Origin of the sequence: Micromonospora acroterricola (genome assembly GCF_003172955.1) — a bacterium.
GTDB lineage: Bacteria > Actinomycetota > Actinomycetes > Mycobacteriales > Micromonosporaceae > Micromonospora > Micromonospora acroterricola.
The window spans coordinates 13289-31211 of record NZ_QGKR01000266.1 but is presented as its reverse complement, the minus strand read 5'-3'; the positions used below and the strand labels follow the sequence as shown (position 1 = coordinate 31211).

The window sequence follows — 17923 nt, the reverse complement described above, 5'->3', positions numbered from 1 at the left end:
CCTCGGGTAGCTCGCGGGCGGCGAGCCAGGCTGCCGCTGCGGCCCCGTCGCCGGCGACGCGCAGCGGCGCGGCCGGCCAGTGCCGGGCGACCTCGGCCCGGACGGCCGTGGCGAGCGGGGTGTCCGCGGTGAGCAGCCCGCCGCCGAGCACGACGGGTGTCACCGCCCCGGCCGGGCGGATCCGGCTCACGCTGTCGACGAGGTGGGCGGCGGCTTCGGCGACCAGCGCGGTGGCGACCGGTTCGCCGTCGGTGGCGGCGCTGACGACCAGTGGTGCCAGTCGGGCGAGCTCGATCGGGGGTCGGCGGGTCACCGTCTGGATCGTGGCGTCGACGGTGTCCCGGGGGCGGGCGGCGATCTCGGCGCTGCCCATCAGCTCGGTGAGCACCGCCGTGGTGAGCGCGCCGAGGGTGTGGCCGGCGTCCAGGTCGGCGAGCAGCCGGCGGACCGACTCGCGGCCGAGCCAGAAGCCGGACCCGGCGTCGCCGAGCAGCCAGCCGTGGCCGTCGGCGACGCGGTCGAGTCGCAGGTCGCGGACCTGTGCGGTGATCGCCCCGGTGCCGGCGATGAGCACGGTCCCGTCGGGGGCGGCGGTGCCGGAGGCGTACGCGACGAGGGCGTCGCCGTGCACGGCGTACGGGCAGCGCAGGCCGGCGTCGTGCCAGGCCCGGTCGAACGCCGCCCGGCCGGCGGGGTCGGCGAGCAGCCGGGCCGCCCCGGCCAGCCCGATGGTGCCGGCGGCGACCCGGGTCGGGTCGACGTCGGTGAGGGCCTCGCGCAGGGCGTTCAGCAGCTCGGTGGCGGCCCGGTCGGCGCCGTGGCTGGTGGGGTTGCCACCGCCGGCACGACCGGTGCCGAGGCGTTCGCCGGAGAGGGTCAGGGCGGTCGCCCGGGTGGACGTACCGCCGACGTCGAGGCCGACCACGACGGTGTCGGACATCGGCACGGGCCTCCTTGCGCAGCGCTGCGACGGGCCTGTTAATGCTGGTCGGCACGGCGGCGCGAGGCAAGATCTGGTCGGCGCGGCGGCTTGTGCCCCAGGTAACAGTTTGAAAACTTCGCCCACAGTCTTGACACGGAGGGGCGGTTAGTAAGAACTTTTACCACTAACAGTTAACAGTCTTTTCGGAAAGGGCAGGCGTCGCATGGTTGATCACGAGGTGGACACCTCCGCGGGGACCGCGGTGGTCGACGCCGACGCGTTCGACCGGCGGGGCGTGCTTGGGGCCGCCTCCGACGGGGTGCTGGCCCGCGTCCGCAACGGCCTCGGGGAGCTGACCGGCGCGCTGCGCCGGGTCGCCGAGCACGTGCTGAGCGACCCGGAGGCCGCCGCCCGGTCCACCATAGTGGAGCTGGCGGAGCGAAGCGGCACCTCGCCGGCGACCATCACCCGTTTCTGCCGGGCGATGGGCTTCGAGGGCTACGCGGACCTGCGCCTGGGGATCGCATCCGAGACCGGTCGGGCCCGCTCGGCCGGCTGGACCGTCGACATCGGCCGGGAGATCCAGCCGAGCGACCCGCTGGCACGGGTGCTCGACCAGATCATGGCCGCCGACACCCGGGCCATGCACGACACCGCGACACTGCTCGACCTCGCCGAGGTGGAACGGGCGGCCGTGGCGATCGCCGGCGCCAGCCGGGTGAACATCTTCGGCGCCAGCGGCAGCGCCCTGGTCGGCGAGGAGATGCAGTTCAGCCTGCACCGCATCGGGGTGGCCGCCTGGGCGTGGAACGACGTGCACGAGGGGCTCGCCAGCGCGGCACTGCTGCGCGGCGGCGACGTGGCACTGGGTATCTCGCACACCGGCCAGACCCGGGAGACGATCGAGATGCTCGCCGAGGCGGGCAGCCGGGGCGCCACCACCATCGCGCTCACCGGCTTCCCCCGCTCGCCGCTGGCCGAGCTGGCCGACATCGTGCTGCTCACCGCGAGCCAGGCGACCACCTTCCGGCCGGACGCGCTCTCCGCCCGCCACCCCCAGCTGGTCGTGCTCGACCTGCTCTACATCGCCGTCGCCCAGCGCACCCACGACCGCGCGCACGCGGCGTTCCGGCGTACCGCGCAGGCCGTCGACGGGCACAAGGCCGCGAAGGGAGCCCCCGCATGATCAGCGCCCAGGGGTACGCGGACGCCGTCCGCCCGGTGCTCGACCGGCTGCTCGACTCGGAGGCCGACGGGATCACCCGGGCCGCCGACCTGATCGCCGACAGCCTCCGCGCCGGGGGTGTGCTCCAGGCGTTCGGCGCCGGGCACTCCGAGGCGTTCGCCGCCGAGCTGGTCGCGCGGGCCGGTGGGCTCGTCCCCACCAACCGGCTCTCGGTGCGCGACCTGGTGGTGCACGGCGACGCACCGCGCGATGTGCTCGCCGATCCCAAGCTGGAACGCGACCCCTCGATCGCCCACCAGATCTACGCGCTCGCGGCGCCCCAGCCGCGCGACGTGTTCGTGGTGGCGTCCCAGTCCGGCATCAACGGCTCGGTGGTCGAGCTGGCGGCGCTGGTCACCGAGCGCGGTCACCCGTTGATCGCGGTCACCTCGGTCGAGCACACCGCACGGGTGGCCCCGCGGCACCCGTCCGGTCAACGGCTCGCCGACCTCGCCGACGTCGTGCTGGACAATGGCGCGCCGTACGGCGATGCACTGCTGCCGCTCGAGGGCGGCGGCGCGGTCTGTGCGGTCTCCTCGGTCACCACGGCGCTGCTGGCGCAGCTGCTGACCGCGGAGGTCGTACGACGGTTCCACCAGGCCGGAGAGGTGCCCCCTATCTACCTCTCCGCCAACGTCCCCGGCGGGGACGAGCACAACATCGCCCTCGAGTCGCGGTACGCCGGGCGTCTCCGGCGCACCGCCTGACCCGAATTCCACAAGGAGAGACGACGATGTCGAATACCCCCGAGCACCCGGCCGAGCTCGACCGCCGCACGGTGCTGCGTCGCGCCGCCGCCGTGGGCATGCTCGCCACTCCGGCCATCGGCCTGCTCAGCGCCTGCGCCACCAGTGGCGACGACAAGGAGAACGAGCAGGTCTCCGGCGGCACCAAGAGCGCGACCAACCCGCTGGGCGCCAAGGAGGACGCCCCGATCGAGGTGGTCATCTTCAACGGCGGTTACGGCGAGAAGTACGCCACCGACGTGCACGAGCCGCTCTACAAGAAGGCGTTCCCCAAGTCCGAGGTCAAGCACCAGGCGACCCAGGCGGTCTCCACGGTGCTCCAGCCGCGGTTCGCCGGCGGCAACCCGCCGGAGTTCGTCAACAACTCGGGCGAGAAGTTCCTCGACTTCGGTGCGCTCGTCAACGACGGCCAGCTGCAGGACCTCACCGAGCTGTGGGACGCGCCGTCGGTCGACGACCCCAGCAAGAAGGTCCGCGACACCGTCATCCCGGGCATCGTCGAGCAGGGCATGTTCAACACCGCCGACGGGGGGCGCAAGCCGTTCGTCCTGTACTACGTCTCGACGGTCTACGGCATCTGGTACTCCGGCAAGCTCTTCAAGGACAACGGCTGGACCGCGCCCACCACCTTTGAGCAGTTCAAGGCCCTCTGCGAGCAGATCAAGGCCAAGGGCATCACGCCCTACGGGTACGCCGGTGCGAACGCGGCCTACTACCAGTGGAACGTGATCCTCACCCAGGCCGCCAAGATCGGCGGCACCGACGTCCTGAAGAACATCGACAACCTGGAGGACGGCGCCTGGAAGCAGGACGCCGTCAAGCAGGCCGCGGAGGCGTGGGCCGAGATCGGCGCGAAGTACTCGGACAAGAGCTTCGAGGGGCTCAAGCACACCGACGTGCAGCTGCGGCAGAACCAGGGCAAGGTCGCCTTCTACCCGTCCGGCGACTGGCTGGAGAACGAGCAGAAGAAGGACACGCCGGCGGGCTTCACCTACCAGCTCATCCCGGTGCCCAGCCTGACCGCGTCGGACAAGCTGCCGGCGGCCGCTATCCGGGCGGCCGGTGGCGAGGGATACTTCGTCTCGTCGAAGAGCAAGAACCCGCGTGGCGGCATGGAGTACATGCGCCAGATGCTCTCCAAGGCGGGCGCCCGGGGCTTCACCGAGACCGTCGGTGCGGCCACGGTCGTGCCGGCCGGCAGCGACGGCTTCCAGTTCCCGCCGGGTGTGGCCAGCGCCCAGGCCGCGCTGAAGGCAGCCGGCAAGGACGTGTTCAACATGCTCTTCGACAACTGGTACAAGGAGCTCGACACGGAGGCGCGGACCGCCACCAACGAGCTCATGTTCGGCCGGATCAAGGCGGACGCGTTCGTGGAGCGGATCCAGAAGCGCGCCGACGCGATCAAGAAGGATTCCTCCGTCACCAAGTTCAAGCGCTGATCGGAGGGTAGGGGTCATGCGGCACGGCAAGTATCCATTCGTGATCGGGTTCCTGTTCGCCCCGGTCACGCTGTACGTGGTCTTCGTCATCGCGCCGTACGCGCAGGCGTTCCAGATCTCGATGACCAACTGGCGGGGGCTGTCGGCCCCGCAGTGGGTGGGCTTCGACAACTACCGGAGGTTGCTCGACGACGGCAGCTTCTGGAAGGCGGTCCAGCACCACGGCGTACTGCTGCTTGCCCTGCCGCTGATCACCATCACCATCGCGCTGTTCTTCTCGTTCCTGCTCAACGTGGGCGGCAAGAGCAGCGGCGGGCAACGCCAGGGGGTCTGGGGGGCGAAGTTCTACCGGGTGGTGTTCTTCTTCCCCCAGGTCCTGGCGGTGGCCATCATCGCCGTGCTGTTCCAGATGGTCTACCGGCCCAACGAGTCCGGCCTGATCAACGGCGTGCTGATGAAGTTCGGCTTCGATCCGGTGCTCTTCCTGATCCGGCCGAACCTGGCCCTCTGGTCGATCATCGCGGTGCTGGTCTGGCAGGCGGTCGGCTTCTACGTGGTGCTCTTCTCCGCCGGCATGGCCTCCATCCCGGGTGAGATCTACGAGGCCGCCGAGATGGACGGCGCGACCAAGGTGACGCTGTTCTTCCGGGTCACCCTGCCGCTGCTCTGGGACACCCTCCAGGTGGCCTGGGTCTACCTGGGCATCGCGGCGTTCGACGCGTTCGCCATCGTCGCGGTGCTCTCCGTGGACGGTGGCGGCCCGGACGGCGCCACCACGGTCCTGGCCATGGAGATCTACCGCAACGCCTTCGTCTACTCGAAGTACGGCTACGCCTCCGCGATGGGTGTGGCGCTCTTCTTCCTGACCCTCACGTTCGCGGCGCTGACGCTGCGGCTCACCAAGCGGGAAAGCGTGGAGTACTGATGACGCAGTCGACGCTGCCGCCGACGCCGGCGGCGCTACCGCCGAAGACCGGCGACCCGGGCGCCCCCGGCGGGCGGGGGCGGAAGAGCCCCCGGTCGGAGGCGCGGGTCTTCGCCGGCCTGGGGCACATCGCGCTCGCCGTGTGGGCGGTGATCGTGATCGTGCCGATCCTCTGGACCTTCCTCGCGGCATTCAAGAACACCACCGAGATCTTCAGCAGCCCGTGGACGCTCCCCGCGGAGCTGCGTTGGGAGAACTTCAGCCGGGCCTGGACCACGGCGCACGTCGGCCGGTACTTCATCAACAGCGTCATCGTGGTGGGGTGCAGCACCTTCGGCACGATGCTGCTCGGCTCGATGGCGGCGTACGTGCTGGCGCGGTACAAGTTCTGGGGCAACCGGGCGATCTACTACCTGTTCGTCTCCGGCCTGGCCTTCCCGGTCTTCCTGGCCCTGGTGCCGCTCTTCTTCGTGGTGAAGAACCTGGGCCTGTTGGACACCCACACCGGGGTGGTGCTGGTCTACATCGCGTACTCGCTGCCGTTCACGATCTTCTTCCTGGCCGCGTTCTTCAAGACGCTGCCGTCCTCGGTGGCCGAGGCGGGGTTGATCGACGGCTGTGGGCACACCAGGCTGTTCTTCCAGGTCATGATGCCGATGGCGAAGCCGGGTCTGATCAGCGTCGCGATCTTCAACATCATCGGCCAGTGGGCGCAGTACCAGCTGCCCCTGGTGCTGCTGTCCAACGCCAAGGACAAGTGGGTGCTCACGCAGGGCATCGCCGACATCTCGGTCAACGCCGGCTACGAGGCGGACTGGTCCGGGTTGTTCGCCGCGCTGACCATCGCCATCCTCCCGATGATCATCGTGTACGCGATCTTCCAGCGGCAGATCCAGGCCGGCCTCACCTCCGGTGCGGTGAAGTAACCCCGGGCGACGTACGGGTCCCGGAAGGAGTGGTCAGCTCGGCTGCTCCTTCCGGGACAGCGGGCGCTCGTCTCCGTGGCGGTGCCACGAGTGCCAGAGAGCCGAGTACGCCCCACCGGCCGCGACCAGCTCGTCGTGGCTGCCGATCTCGGTGATCCGGCCGTCGGCCAGGACGGCGACCCGGTCGGCGTCGTGCGCGGTGTTGAGCCGGTGCGCGATCGCGATGACGGTCCGGCCGACGAGCACGGCCGCCAACGCCCGCTCGGTACGCCGGGCGGTGGTCGGGTCGAGCGCGGCGGTCGCCTCGTCCAGGATCAGCGTGTGCGGGTCGGCGAGCAGCAGCCGGGCCAGCGCCAACTGCTGCGCCTCGGCCGCCGCGAGCTGCCGCGCCCCGTCACCGAGCGGGGTGTCCAGGCCGTCGGGCAGCTCCGCGTACCAGTCGGCGCCCACCGTCGCCAGCGCGGAGCGCATCTGCTCGTCCGAGGCGTCCGGAGCGGCGAAGGCGAGGTTGTCGCGCACCGAGCCGATGAAGACGTGATGTTCCTGGGTGACCAGGGCGATCCGGCGACGACGCTCGGCGGGGTCGAGATCGGTGACCGGGCAGCCTCCGATGCTGACGACGCCGCGCCGCGGCGCGTCGATCCCGGCCAGCAGCCGGGCCAGTGTGGACTTGCCGGCCCCCGACGGGCCGACGATCGCCAGCCGCTCGCCGGGCCGCACCTCCAGGTCGATGCCGTGCAGCACGTCGTGCCCCCCGGCGTAGGAGAACCGGGCCTCGCGGACGACCAGTCGCTCACCCCGCGAGGTCGCCACCGTGCCGGGCGGCTCCGGCGGGACCAGACCGACGCCGAGCACTCGGGCGAACGACGCGAAGCCGCGTTGTGCCTGCTCGGTCCACTGCAGCAGCCGGTCCAGCGGGTCGATCGCCTGCTGGAGATACAGGGCGGCGGCGACCACCGCGCCCAGCGACACCATCTCCCGGGAGAGCAGCGCCCCGCCCACGAGCAGGACCAGGGCGATCGGCAGCGGATAGCTCGCCTCCACCACCGTGAAGAACACGGTACGCAGCGCGAGGGTCGCCCGCCGGGCCCGCCACACGCCGGCGATGCGGGTGGTGCCGTGCCGGATCCGATCGTCGGCCAGCCGCAGCGCCTCCACCGTGCGGGCGCCCTCGGCGGTGGTGGTCAGTGTCTCGGTCAGCTCGGCGGACGCCGCGCCCTCGATGAGGTACGCGGAGCTGGCCCGCCGCAGGTACCAGCGGGTCACCGCCCAGATCGAGGGCAACCCGGCCAGCGCCGCCAGCCCGAGCAGCGGGTGCAGCAGGAACACCGCCCCGAACAGCAGCGCCAGCTGCACCGACGCGATGACGATGGTGGGCACCACGTCCCGGACCGTGGTCCCCACCGTCGACACGTCGACCGAACTGCGGGTGGCCAGATCCCCGGCACCGGCCCGCTCGACGACCGAGACGGGCAGCCCCAGCGTCCGGTGCACGAACTCCTCGCGCAGCTCGGCGACGGCCCGCTCCCCGAACCGGTGGCCGGCGTACTGGGCGTAGCGGGACAGCAGCGCGCTGACCAGGACGCACCCACCGATGACCAGCGCCAGCCGGTCGACCGTGGCGACGTCCGTACCGCCGGTGACCCGGTCGACGATGGTGCCCAGCAGCCACGGCGGGGCGAGCCCGGCGACCGCGGCGGCGGCGTGCAGCGCCAGCACGACGCCGACCGCGCGCCGGTGCCGGCCGATCAGGTCCCGCAGCGCCCGGCGTACGGTGCCGCGCTCCGCGACCGGCAGCCGGCTCACGGGTAGGCCTTTTCGGCGTCGGCGGACCGCTCGGCGTCCGGATCGGCGCTGTCGCGGGCCACGAGGTGTCGGTAACCGGGGTCCTCGTCGAGCAGGTCGGCGTGGGCGCCGGTGGCGACGACCCGGCCCGCACGCAGGTGGGCGACCAGGTCGGTCCGGTTGAGCAGCAACGGCGAGGTGGCGAGGACGACCGTCGTCCGCCCGTCCCGCGCGGCACGCAGCCGCTCGGCGATCCGCGCCTCGGTGTGCGCGTCCACCGCCGACGTCGGGTCCACGAGGATCAGCACCTCCGGCTCGGCGAGCAGCGCCCGGGCCAGGCGCACCCGTTGGCGTTGGCCGCCGGAGAGCGTACGGGCGCGGGCGTCCAGCGGGGTGTCCAGCCCGGCCGGCAGGGCGTCGACGATGTCCTCGGCCGACGCGGCCCGCAGCGCGGCGGTGATGCGATCGTCGTCGGACCCGGGCCGGGTGTCGTCGTCGGCCCCCGTTCGGGAGAGCAGGATGTCCCGCAGCGTGCCGGGGAACAGGTACGAGTCGTGGTCGGCGACCAGGATGCGGGCGCGTACCTCGTCCAGGGCGATTCCGGTGAGCGGCACGCCGCCCCAGGTGGCCTCGCTGGCGACGTACCGGCCGAGCCGGTCGGCCAGCGCCAGCGCCGCCGCCGGATCGTCGGCGGCCACGCCGGTCAGCCGGCCGGCCGGGACGGTCAGCCCGGTCACCGGATCGTGCAGGTCGGCGGGGTGCGCCGGCGCGGCCGCGGCGTGCGGGCGGCGCGCGTCGGGAACCTTGCCGGAGCCCCGCCGACGCGGGCCGCCGACGTCGTCCGGGGTCAGCCTGAGCAGGGCGACGATCCGCCGGGCCGCGACCCGTCCACGGATCAGCTGGTGGCTTCCCTCGAGCAGGAACCAGACCGGCACGATCAGGGTCGCCACGTAGCCGTAGACGGCGACCAGCTCGCCGATCGTGACGTCGCCGGTGACCGCCATCCGGGCCGTCAGCCACACCACCGCCGCCAGGAACAGGCCGGGGATGGCGACGGTCGCCGCGTCGATCCAGCTGTTGACCGCGCCGACCCGGTAGCCCTCGGCGAGCAGGCCGCGGGACCGGGCCGCGTACCGGCGGGCGAACAGGTCCCGGCCGCCCACCCCGGCGAGCACCCGCAGCCCCGCCACGATGTCGCCGGACCGGGCGGTGAGTGCGCCCTGCTGCTTCCGGTAGACCGATTCCGCCCGCTCCAGGCGGCGCAGCAGCGGCCCGACGACCAGCCCGACCACCGGCACTCCGACCAGCACGCACAGCGCGAGCATCGGGGAGATCGACCAGAGCACCACGGCGATCACCGCGTACGCGACCACCGCGCCGACACCCGGCCCGGTCAGCGTCAGCACCTGCGCGGACCAGTCGATGTCGGAGCCGCCGATGGTGGCGACCTCGCCGGCGGCGACCCGGCGCGGCAGCACCGCGCCGATGCGGGAGAGCTGGCGCAGCACCACGGCGGCCGAGCGTGCCTTGGCGTCCTCGCGGATGAAGGTCATCGTGCGGTGCCGCATGATGCCCAGGTACGACAGCCCCGCCCCCGCGACGACGATCGCCGCGACCCAGAATGTCAGGGCCCGGGTGTCGCCCGCGCGAAGCCCGTCGTCGACGGCGCGGGCGATCAGGTAGGGCCGGACCGACAGGCCGATCATCCAGGCCGTCCCGATCAGGCTGCCGCGCAGCACCCGCCAGGGTTGGCGGCGCACCAGCCACCAGAGGTACCGCATGGGACCCGCGGTGTCCGGAGTGCCAGGGTCGGAGTGCGGTATCTGCGGGGGCACCCGGCCACGCTACCGAGCCGTCCGACGGCCCACTGACCCATTTCGGTCCGGGTGAGCAAGGGCACCGGTGCGCTTTCCTTCCTGTCAGGGGGGCGAGGCAGAATCGCGTCCGTGCTGGTGGCGGTGGTGTCGGACGAGCGGGGCGGGGGAGAGCTGCGCCCGCTGGACGCCGCCGGCCGGCCCACCGGCCCGACCGAGATCGTCAGCGACCTGGCCGCGGCGGTGGCCAGCCGGGAGGCCGCCGAGCATCCCCGCTGGGTCTGGTCGACGGCCGGCGCGGTCTATCCGGCGCTGCTGCGGGCCGGGGTGCGCGTCGAGCGTTGTCTCGACGTGGAGCTGACCGAGGCGCTGCTGCTGGGCCACGCCGGCCGCTGGGGCGAGCCGCGCTCGCTCGCGGCCGCCTGGGCCCGGCTCAGCGGCCTCCCGGTGCCGCCCGATCCGCCGCCGCGTCCGGCCGCGCCGCCCGGGCACGGGCAGGGCGCGCTCTTCGACGCGCTGCCCGGCCCGGCGGGCCCGGGCATCGACGCCCTGACCCGGGTGTACGAGGACCAGCTCGCCCGGGTCGCCGCGACCGAGCACCCGGGTCGGTTCCGGTTGCTGGTGGCCGCCGAGTCGGCCGGCGCGTTGATCGCGGTCGAGATGGGCGTCGCCGGCCTGCCGTGGCGGGCGGAGGTGCACGACGCGATCCTGGCCGAGCTGCTGGGTGAGCCGTCCCCGGTCGGTGGCCCGCCGCGCCGGCTGGCCGAGCTGGCCGCCCGGATCGCCGACGCGTTCGGTGTCCGCCAGTTGCACGCCGACTCACCGGCGGAGCTGTTGAAGGCGTTCGCGCGGGCCGGGGTTGAGTTGCCCAACACCCGGGCCTGGGTGCTGCGCGGGGTGGACCATCCGGCGGTGCCGCTGGTGCTGGAATACAAGGAGCTCTACCGGATCTGGACGGCGCACGGCTGGTCCTGGCGCGAGCAGTGGGTGCGCGACGGGCGGTTCCAGCCGGAGTACGTGCCGGGCGGGGTGGTCTCGGGCCGCTGGGCCACCCGGGGCGGCGGCGCGTTGCAGATCCCGAAGGTGATCCGCCGGGCGGTGGTGGCCGATCCGGGCTGGCGGTTGGTGGTCGCGGACGCCGGCCAGTTGGAGCCGCGGGTGCTGGCCGCGGTGTCCGGTGACTCCCGGCTGGCGGCGGCGGGTGGCGCCGGCGATCTCTACGCCGCCCTCGCTCGGGACTCCTTCGCCGGTGACCGGGCCCGGGCCAAGGTGGCCCTGCTCGGCGCGATGTACGGGCAGACCGGCGGTGCCGCGGTGCCCGCGCTGGCGGTGCTCAAGCGCAGCTACCCGACGGCGTTCGGCTACGTGGAGGCGGCCGCGCGTACCGGGGAGGCCGGTGGCCTGGTGCGCTCGTGGCTCGGGCGCACCTGCCCGCCCGGCTCGGCGGGGTTCGGCGACCCGGACGAGGTGACTGATCCGGATGGCGCGGCCGACCGGCAGAGTCCCCGGGCCCGCGCCGCGCGGTCCCGGGGGCGTTTCACCCGCAACTTCGTCATCCAGGCCACCGCCGCGGAGTGGGCCTCCACGCTGCTGGCGACGCTGCGCGCCGAGCTGGCCGGCACCGCCGCCGAGCTGGTCTTCTTCCAGCACGACGAGGTGATCGTGCACTGTCCGGCGGCGCAGGCCGAGGCGGTGGCGGCGGCGGTGGGTCGCAGCGGTGAGCGGGCCACGGCGCTGCTGTTCGGTGACACCCCGGTGCGATTTCCGCTTGATGTGTCCATCGTCGACTGTTACGCCGACGCGGCATAGCGGACGATTTTCCTATTTGCCCCGCTACCCGAGGCCGGCCGTGCTCGTTGCATCCGGTGTCCGTAGGACGGGACGGACCGGGTGCCGCCGTGCCCGGTCCGCTCCACGGTGGAGGGGGCGCAGCTGAACCGGATCGCAGGAATGATCATCGCCGCGGGCGGGGGACGCCGCATCGGCGGTCCCGAGGCGCTGCTGCACCAGGGGGAGAAGCCCCTGGTCAATCAGATGATCGACACGATGACCAAGGCGGGCTGCGAGCAGATCGTGGTCGTACTGGGCGCCGCCGCCGAGCAGGTCCGGGAGACCGCCGACCTGGCCGGGGTGACGGTGGTCATCAACAAGGCGTGGGGCACCGGGGTCGGCTCGTCCATCCGCGCCGGCCTGGCCGCCATGGACGACGAGGGGATCGAGGCCGTGGTGGTCGTTCCGGTCGACATGCCGGGCCTGACCACCGCCGCCGTCCGGCGCGTGGCCGCGCTGCCGTACCCGGACGTGCTGGTCTGCGCCACCTACGACGGGTTGCGCGGCTACCCGATGCTCTTCGGCCGCCGGCACTGGCCCGGCATCGCCACGCTGGCCAGCGCCGACGTGGGCGCCCGGCCGTACCTGCTGGCGCACAAGGACCAGATCGTGGACATCGCCTGCGACTCGGTGGCCGACGGCAGTCGGGTCGACACCCCGGAGTTGATGGCGCTCTACGGGCTGACGGTCCCGCCGCAACGGGTCGGCGTCTGAGCTCCGGTCGCGCGGACGTCGTACCCCGGCCGGCCGACCGGCGGGCGGTTGCCCGTCGAGCCGGCCGGCCTGGGGGAGGCCCTGGTCAGTCCGCTGGCTGGTCCGGCAGTCCGGTCTCGACCAGGCGCCGGTACCAGTGCGCGCTGTCCTTCCAGGTGCGCTCCTGGGTGTCGTAGTCGACCCGGATGATGCCGAACCGCCGGTCGTAGCCGTAGCCCCACTCGAAGTTGTCCAGCAGCGACCAGACGAAGTAGCCCCGGACGTCCGCGCCCTGTTCGCGCGCGTCCGCGATGGCGGCGATGTGCCGACGCAGGTAGTCGACCCGCCGCTCGTCGTGCACCCGGCCGTCGGCCGACACGACGTCGTCGAACGCCGCGCCGTTCTCGGTGATCATCAGGGGCTGGCCCGGGTACTCCTGGTGCAGCCGCAGCAGCAGCCCGGTCAATGCGGCCGGGTCGATGTTCCAGCCCATCGCCGTATGCGGGCCGGGCTGGGGCAGGAAGTCGACGTCGTCGGCGCCGACCCACGGTGAGTGCGCCGAGGCGCCGTGACCGTCGGCGTCCGAGCGCGCCGAGTGCCCGTCCCAGGCCCGGACCAGCGTGCTGGAGTAGTAGTTGACGCCGAGGACGTCCAGCGGCACTCCGGCCACCTTCTCGTCGCCGTCACGGACGAACGACCAGTCGGTGACGCCCGCCGTGTCGGCCAGCAGGTCCGCCGGGTACGCCCCGCCGAGCATCGGCCCGAGGAACGAGCGGTTGGCCAGCGCGTCGATGCGCCGCACCGCGTCGGCGTCCGCCGCCGAGGCCGACTCGGGGCGGATCACGTGCAGGTTCAGCGTCACCGACAGCTCGGCCGTCGGCGCCAACTCCCGCACCACCCGCCCGGCCAGGCCGTGCGCCAGGTTGAGATGGTGGACGGCGGCCAGCGCGGCCGCCGGTTCGGTACGCCCCGGCGCGTGCACACCGGAGGCGTAGCCGAGGTACGCCGAGCACCACGGCTCATTGAGCGTGGTCCAGGTGTGCACCCGGTCGCCGAGCGCGGCGACGATGCCGGCCGCGTACTCCTCGAAGCGCAGCGCGGTCTCCCGCACCGGCCACCCGCCGGCGTCCTCGAGCTCCTGCGGCAGGTCCCAGTGGTACATGGTCGCCACCGGGCGGACGCCGCGCTCCAGCAGGCCGTCCACCAGCCGGGAGTAGAAGTCCAGGCCGGCCTGGTTGAACCGGCCGGCGCCACCGGGCTGCACCCGCGGCCAGGAGATGGAGAACCGGTACGCGCCGAGACCCAGCTCGGCGATGTGATCCAGGTCCTGTTGCCAGCGGTGGTAGTGGTCGGCGGCCACGTCACCGGTGTCGCCGTTGCGGGTGCGGCCGGGCGTGTGGCTGTAGGTGTCCCAGATGGACGGCCCCCGGCCGTCCTCGCGTGCCGCGCCCTCGATCTGGTACGCGGCCGTGGCCGAGCCCCAGACGAAGCTCTCCGGGAAGACGCGTCCGGTCATCGCGGCGCCACCTCCGTCCCGGCCACCACGCAGTGGTACGCCGACGAGGCGCCCGCCACCAGCTCGGCGGTGGCGACCCCGTCGCGGAAGCTCACCTCGAACTCCGCACCGGGACCGTCCCCGGGCGACGGGATGCGTACCCGCTGGCGTTGCCCCTCGGCGGGTGTGTAGAGCCGCAGCTGCACGCCGTCCGCCCATTCGTAGTCGGGCCGGTCGGAGCGTGCCCCGAACGGGATGATCGCGCCCGGCCGGGCGAGCACCGGCACGCTGTCGAACTCGTGCTTCTCGGTGACCCAGGCCGGGCCGGTGAGCTGCGCGCCGGTGACCAGGTGCGTCCAGGTGCCGGCGGGCACGTAGAAGGTGACCTCCCCGTCGGCGCTGAGCACCGGCGCGACCAGCACGTCCGGGCCGAGCATGTACTGCCGGTCCAGGTGCGCCGAGGCCGGGTCGTCCGGGAATTCCAGGATCATCGGGCGCATCATCGGGATCCCGTCGCGGTGCGCCTCCTCTGCGGCGGCCGCCAGGTACGGCATCAGGCTGAGCTTGAGCCGGGTGAAGTGCCGCAGCACGTCGACCGCCTCCTCGTCGTACGCCCACGGCACCCGGTACGAGCCGGAGCCGTGCAGCCGGGAGTGCGAGGAGAGCAGCCCGAAGGCGATCCACCGCTTGAACACGGTCGGGTCGGGGGTGCCCTCGAAGCCGCCGATGTCGTGGCTCCAGTAGCCGAAGCCGGACGCCGCCAGGGACAGCCCGCCGCGCAGCGACTCGGCCATCGCGACGAACGTCGACTCGCAGTCGCCGCCCCAGTGCACCGGGAACTGCTGCCCGCCGGTGGTGGCCGAGCGGGCGAACAGCACCGCCTCGCCCTCCCCGCGTTCGGCCTCCAGCAGCTCGAAGACCGCCTTGTTGTAGAGGTAGGAGTAGTAGTTGTGCATGCGCTGCGGGTCCGAGCCGTCGTGCCACACCACGTCCGTCGGGATGCGCTCGCCGAAGTCGGTCTTGAAGCAGTCCACGCCCATGTCCAGCAGCGCCTTGAGCTTGCCGGTGAACCAGCGCACCGCGTCCGGGTTGGTGAAGTCGACCAGCGCCATGCCGGCCTGCCACTTGTCCCACTGCCAGACCGAGCCGTCGGTGTTGCGGACCAGGTAGCCGGCCTGCCGGCCCTCCTCGAACAGGTACGAGCGTTGCGCGATGTACGGGTTGATCCAGACGCACACCTTCAGGGCACGCTCGTGCAGCCGGCGCAGCATCCCCTCCGGGTCGGGGAAGGTCGCCGGGTCCCAGACGAAGTCGACCCAGTGGAACTGGCGCATCCAGAAGCAGTCGAAGTGGAACACCGACAACGGCAGGTTCCGCTCGGCCATCCCGTCGACGAACTCCGTCACCGTCTTCTCGTCGTACGACGTGGTGAACGACGTGGACAGCCACAGCCCGTAGGACCAGGCGGGGACGCGGGCCGGGCGGCCGGTCAGCGCGGTGTAGCGGCGCAGCACGTCCTTCGGGGTGGGCCCGTCGATGACGTAGTAGGTGAGCGACTGGCCCTCGACGCTGAACTGGGTCTGCGTGACGACCTCCGAGCCGACCTCGAACGACACGTGCTCCGGGTGGTCGACGAACACGCCGTAGCCGGCGCTGCTGAGGTAGAACGGCACGTTCTTGTACGCCTGCTCGCTGGCGGTGCCGCCGTCGGCGTTCCAGATGTCCACGGTCTGGCCGTTCTTCACGAACGGGCCGAACCGCTCGCCCAGCCCGTACACCGTCTCGCCGACGCCGAGGGCGAGCCGTTCGTGCACGTGCCGGCGGCCCTCGCCGTCGGTGACGATGCCGACGCTGCGCCCGGTGGACGCGGTGATCAGCCGGTCGCCGTGCCGGAAGTCGACCCGCCACCCGTCGACGAGCGCGACCCGGGCGGTCAGCTCGCCGGTGGTCAGCGAGGCGCTGATGCCGGTGATGTCGACGGCGACCGGGTGGTCGTCGTCGGTGCTCAGCCCGAAGTGGGGTTCGCGGGGCAGCCCGCCGCTGTGGTGGCCGATGGTCACGCCGACGACGCCGGGGGCGGGGGAGAAGAACCGGACGGTGACCACGGGCCGGTTGAGGGTGTCGCCGCGCCCGGTGATCTGGCCGGCCGGGGCGAAGACGGTGAAGCCGCGCTCGTCCGGCTCGACCGATTCCACCGTGCCGGGGCGCAGCACGCTGACCCCCGGGCGCAGTTGCCAGTACCCGTCGGTGAACTTCACTTCTCGGCTCCTGCCGTGATGCCGCGCGCCAGAGTGCGCTGGAAGATGAGGAAGAAGAGGATGGCCGGCACGAGGCTGATCAGAGCGCCGGCGTTGGTGGTCGGGGCGTCCATCAGGCGGTCGCCCTGCAACGACGCGAGCGCGACCGGGATGGTCTGCGTCTGGTTGTCGATGAGCATGACCAGCGGGATCAGGAACTCGTTCCAGGTCCAGATGAAGAAGAAGATGAGCAGCACCGCGAGGGTGGGCCGCAGGTTGGGGAAGACCACCCGCCACAGCACCGTCCATTTGCCGGCGCCGTCCAGCGCGGCGGCCTCGAGCAGCGAGCGCGGGAAGGTGCTCAGCACCGAGGCGAGCAGGTAGGTGCCGAACGCGCTCTGGATCACGGTGAAGATGATGATCACCGAGAGTCGGGTGTTGTAGAGGCCGATCTCCTTGGCCACGTAGTACAGCGGGTAGATCAGCGCTTCCTGGGGCAGCATGTTGGCCAGCAGGAACAGCCCGACGATCCAGAGCCGGCCGCGGACCCGGCCGATGCCCAGCGCGTACGCGTTGAGCAGTGAGACGACGACGCCGAGCACCGCCACGGAGCCGGCGATGAGCGCCGAGTTCCACACCTTCAGCGGGAAGTTCACCGTGGTCCAGTACGTCCGCAGGCCCTTGGTGTAGAACTCCGTCGGCCAGCTCAGTGGACCGCCCGAGGAGTAGTCGGTCGGTGATTTGAACGCGTTGAGCAGCATGAACGCGAACGGCACCAGCATGGCGAGCGCGGCGAGCGTGACCAGGGCGAGCACCACCCAGCGGGCGGCGCCCCGGCGGTGCCGGTCGCGGCTCGGCGTGCTCCGCAGCGGGGTCACCACCGCGCTCTCGGTCGGGATGAGCGTGACGGCCATCTCAGAACCCCCGGTCCCGGCGCTCGCTGCGGGCCTGCATCCAGATGAAGACCACCGCCACCACGACGATGATCAGGGTGAGCACGGTCGAGATCGCGGACCCGTAGCCGACCTGGAGCTTCTTGAAGAACGTGTAGTACGCGAAGTACGACGGCACGTTGGTGGCGTTCTCCGGGCCGCCCCGGGTCAGGGCGAAGATCGGCCCGAACACCTTCAACGCGGCGATGGTGCAGGTCAGGGCCACCACGAAGGTCTCCGGCCGGATCTGCGGCAGGGTGATCGCCCGGAAGCGGTGGGCCCAGTTCGCGCCGTCCACCTCGGCCGCCTCGTACAGCTCGGGGTCGACCCGTTGCAGCGCCGCCATGAAGACGACGACCGGGTAGCCGATCTGCACCCAGATCATCACCGCCATCACGGCGGGCAGGGCGGTGCCCGGGTCGCCGAGCCAGTCGTGGCGCAGCGCGCCGAGGCCCACCGCGTCGAGCAGGCTGTTGAACGCGCCGTCGGGGCGCAGGATCCAGCCCCAGACGATGCCGGCCACCACGACGGGCAGCACCTGCGGCAGGTAGAACGCGGCCCGCAGCGCGGCGGCTGTGCGGGGGCGGAACCGGCGGCCGATGATGTCGAAGAGCACCGAGGCGAGCACCAGCCCGAGCAGGGTGGGCACCACCACCATCGCGACGATCATCGCGACCGTGTTCCGGAACGACGCCCAGAACACCTCGTCGTGCAGCAGCTGCTGGTAGTTGTCCAGGCCGACCCAGGTGGGGTCGCCCACCCCGGACCACTTGGTCAGCGACAGGTAGCCGGTGCCGACCAGCGGCGCGCCGATGACCAGGATGAAGAGCACCGCTCCGGGGAGCAGGTAGAGCCAGTACGCCGCGTTGCGGCCGCGACGGCCACGGCCGGGCGCGGGCGGGGTCGGTGTCGTCGCCGGAACGGCGACGGTCTCGGAGACTGCCATGGAGGATC

Annotated in this window: 14 protein-coding genes; 7 read left to right on the top strand and 7 right to left on the bottom strand. The window is 72.2% G+C overall.

Features of this window, described 5'->3' with window-relative positions; genetic code table 11:
- Positions 1–940, bottom strand: a 940-nt coding sequence (locus tag DKT68_RS23390; protein ID WP_109819539.1) for an N-acetylglucosamine kinase, incomplete at its 3' end; no start/stop codon positions are given.
- 205 nt (positions 941–1145) lie between these two features.
- Between DKT68_RS23390 and DKT68_RS23385 the strand changes: the two genes are divergently transcribed.
- The 5 genes from DKT68_RS23385 to DKT68_RS23365 are packed head-to-tail and all read left to right on the top strand — an operon-like array spanning position 1146 to position 6183.
- Positions 1146–2108 carry a MurR/RpiR family transcriptional regulator gene (locus DKT68_RS23385; RefSeq protein ID WP_109819538.1) on the top strand — a complete coding sequence of 321 codons (963 nt, stop codon included), beginning with the start codon at positions 1146–1148 and terminating at the stop codon, positions 2106–2108.
- On the top strand, positions 2105–2854 hold the full coding sequence (locus DKT68_RS23380; RefSeq protein ID WP_007462484.1) for a sugar isomerase domain-containing protein: 750 nt from the start codon (positions 2105–2107) through the stop codon (positions 2852–2854). The genes DKT68_RS23385 and DKT68_RS23380 overlap by 4 nt, the downstream gene beginning before the upstream one ends.
- Positions 2855–2880: 26 nt before the next feature.
- The gene (ngcE, locus tag DKT68_RS23375) at positions 2881–4332 is read left to right on the top strand and encodes an N-acetylglucosamine/diacetylchitobiose ABC transporter substrate-binding protein (protein WP_109819537.1); all 1452 of its coding nucleotides are present in this window, start codon (positions 2881–2883) and stop codon (positions 4330–4332) included.
- 16 nt (positions 4333–4348) lie between these two features.
- Complete coding sequence (locus DKT68_RS23370; RefSeq protein WP_109819536.1) at positions 4349–5257, top strand: carbohydrate ABC transporter permease; 909 nt, start codon at positions 4349–4351, stop codon at positions 5255–5257.
- Entirely contained in the window at positions 5257–6183 is a 927-nt protein-coding gene (locus DKT68_RS23365; RefSeq protein ID WP_407940783.1) for a carbohydrate ABC transporter permease, read from the top strand. Before DKT68_RS23370 ends, DKT68_RS23365 begins: the two co-directional genes overlap by 1 nt.
- 33 nt (positions 6184–6216) lie before the next feature.
- On the opposite strand, the gene DKT68_RS23360 is transcribed toward DKT68_RS23365, so the two are convergent.
- Positions 6217–7989: an ABC transporter ATP-binding protein gene (locus tag DKT68_RS23360; RefSeq protein WP_109819534.1), complete on the bottom strand. Its 1773-nt coding sequence runs from the start codon at positions 7987–7989 to the stop codon at positions 6217–6219.
- Complete coding sequence (locus DKT68_RS23355; protein WP_236647043.1) at positions 7986–9749, bottom strand: ABC transporter transmembrane domain-containing protein; 1764 nt, start codon at positions 9747–9749, stop codon at positions 7986–7988. Before DKT68_RS23355 ends, DKT68_RS23360 begins: the two co-directional genes overlap by 4 nt.
- 165 nt (positions 9750–9914) lie before the next feature.
- On the opposite strand from DKT68_RS23355, the gene DKT68_RS23350 reads away from it, so the two are divergent.
- On the top strand, positions 9915–11591 hold the full coding sequence (locus tag DKT68_RS23350) for a bifunctional 3'-5' exonuclease/DNA polymerase (RefSeq protein ID WP_407940782.1): 1677 nt from the start codon (positions 9915–9917) through the stop codon (positions 11589–11591).
- Between the two features lie 141 nt (positions 11592–11732).
- Positions 11733–12326, top strand: a complete 594-nt coding sequence (locus tag DKT68_RS23345) for a nucleotidyltransferase family protein (protein ID WP_109819542.1) — start codon at positions 11733–11735, stop codon at positions 12324–12326.
- A gap of 85 nt (positions 12327–12411) precedes the next feature.
- Here the strand turns inward: DKT68_RS23345 and DKT68_RS23340 are convergent, their stop codons facing one another.
- The 4 genes from DKT68_RS23340 to DKT68_RS23325 are packed head-to-tail and all read right to left on the bottom strand — an operon-like array spanning position 12412 to position 17915.
- Entirely contained in the window at positions 12412–13821 is a 1410-nt protein-coding gene (locus DKT68_RS23340; RefSeq protein WP_109819532.1) for a GH1 family beta-glucosidase, read from the bottom strand.
- Positions 13818–16058, bottom strand: a complete 2241-nt coding sequence (gene yicI, locus DKT68_RS23335; protein WP_109819531.1) for an alpha-xylosidase — start codon at positions 16056–16058, stop codon at positions 13818–13820. Before yicI ends, DKT68_RS23340 begins: the two co-directional genes overlap by 4 nt.
- Positions 16055–16951 carry a carbohydrate ABC transporter permease gene (locus tag DKT68_RS23330; RefSeq protein ID WP_109819530.1) on the bottom strand — a complete coding sequence of 299 codons (897 nt, stop codon included), beginning with the start codon at positions 16949–16951 and terminating at the stop codon, positions 16055–16057. The genes yicI and DKT68_RS23330 overlap by 4 nt, the downstream gene beginning before the upstream one ends.
- A 1-nt stretch (position 16952) precedes the next feature.
- Entirely contained in the window at positions 16953–17915 is a 963-nt protein-coding gene (locus DKT68_RS23325) for a carbohydrate ABC transporter permease (RefSeq protein WP_109819529.1), read from the bottom strand.
- Between the last annotated feature and the right edge of the window lie 8 nt (positions 17916–17923).

Coding starts and splice junctions, on each gene's coding strand:
- DKT68_RS23385 (WP_109819538.1), top strand. CDS start 1,146: ATGGTTGATCACGAGGTGGACACCTCCGCGGGGACCGCGGTGGTCGAC.
- DKT68_RS23380 (WP_007462484.1), top strand. CDS start 2,105: ATGATCAGCGCCCAGGGGTACGCGGACGCCGTCCGCCCGGTGCTCGAC.
- ngcE (WP_109819537.1), top strand. CDS start 2,881: ATGTCGAATACCCCCGAGCACCCGGCCGAGCTCGACCGCCGCACGGTG.
- DKT68_RS23370 (WP_109819536.1), top strand. CDS start 4,349: ATGCGGCACGGCAAGTATCCATTCGTGATCGGGTTCCTGTTCGCCCCG.
- DKT68_RS23365 (WP_407940783.1), top strand. CDS start 5,257: ATGACGCAGTCGACGCTGCCGCCGACGCCGGCGGCGCTACCGCCGAAG.
- DKT68_RS23355 (WP_236647043.1), bottom strand. CDS start 9,749: ATGCGGTACCTCTGGTGGCTGGTGCGCCGCCAACCCTGGCGGGTGCTG.
- DKT68_RS23345 (WP_109819542.1), top strand. CDS start 11,733: ATGATCATCGCCGCGGGCGGGGGACGCCGCATCGGCGGTCCCGAGGCG.
- DKT68_RS23340 (WP_109819532.1), bottom strand. CDS start 13,821: ATGACCGGACGCGTCTTCCCGGAGAGCTTCGTCTGGGGCTCGGCCACG.
- DKT68_RS23330 (WP_109819530.1), bottom strand. CDS start 16,951: ATGGCCGTCACGCTCATCCCGACCGAGAGCGCGGTGGTGACCCCGCTG.
- DKT68_RS23325 (WP_109819529.1), bottom strand. CDS start 17,915: ATGGCAGTCTCCGAGACCGTCGCCGTTCCGGCGACGACACCGACCCCG.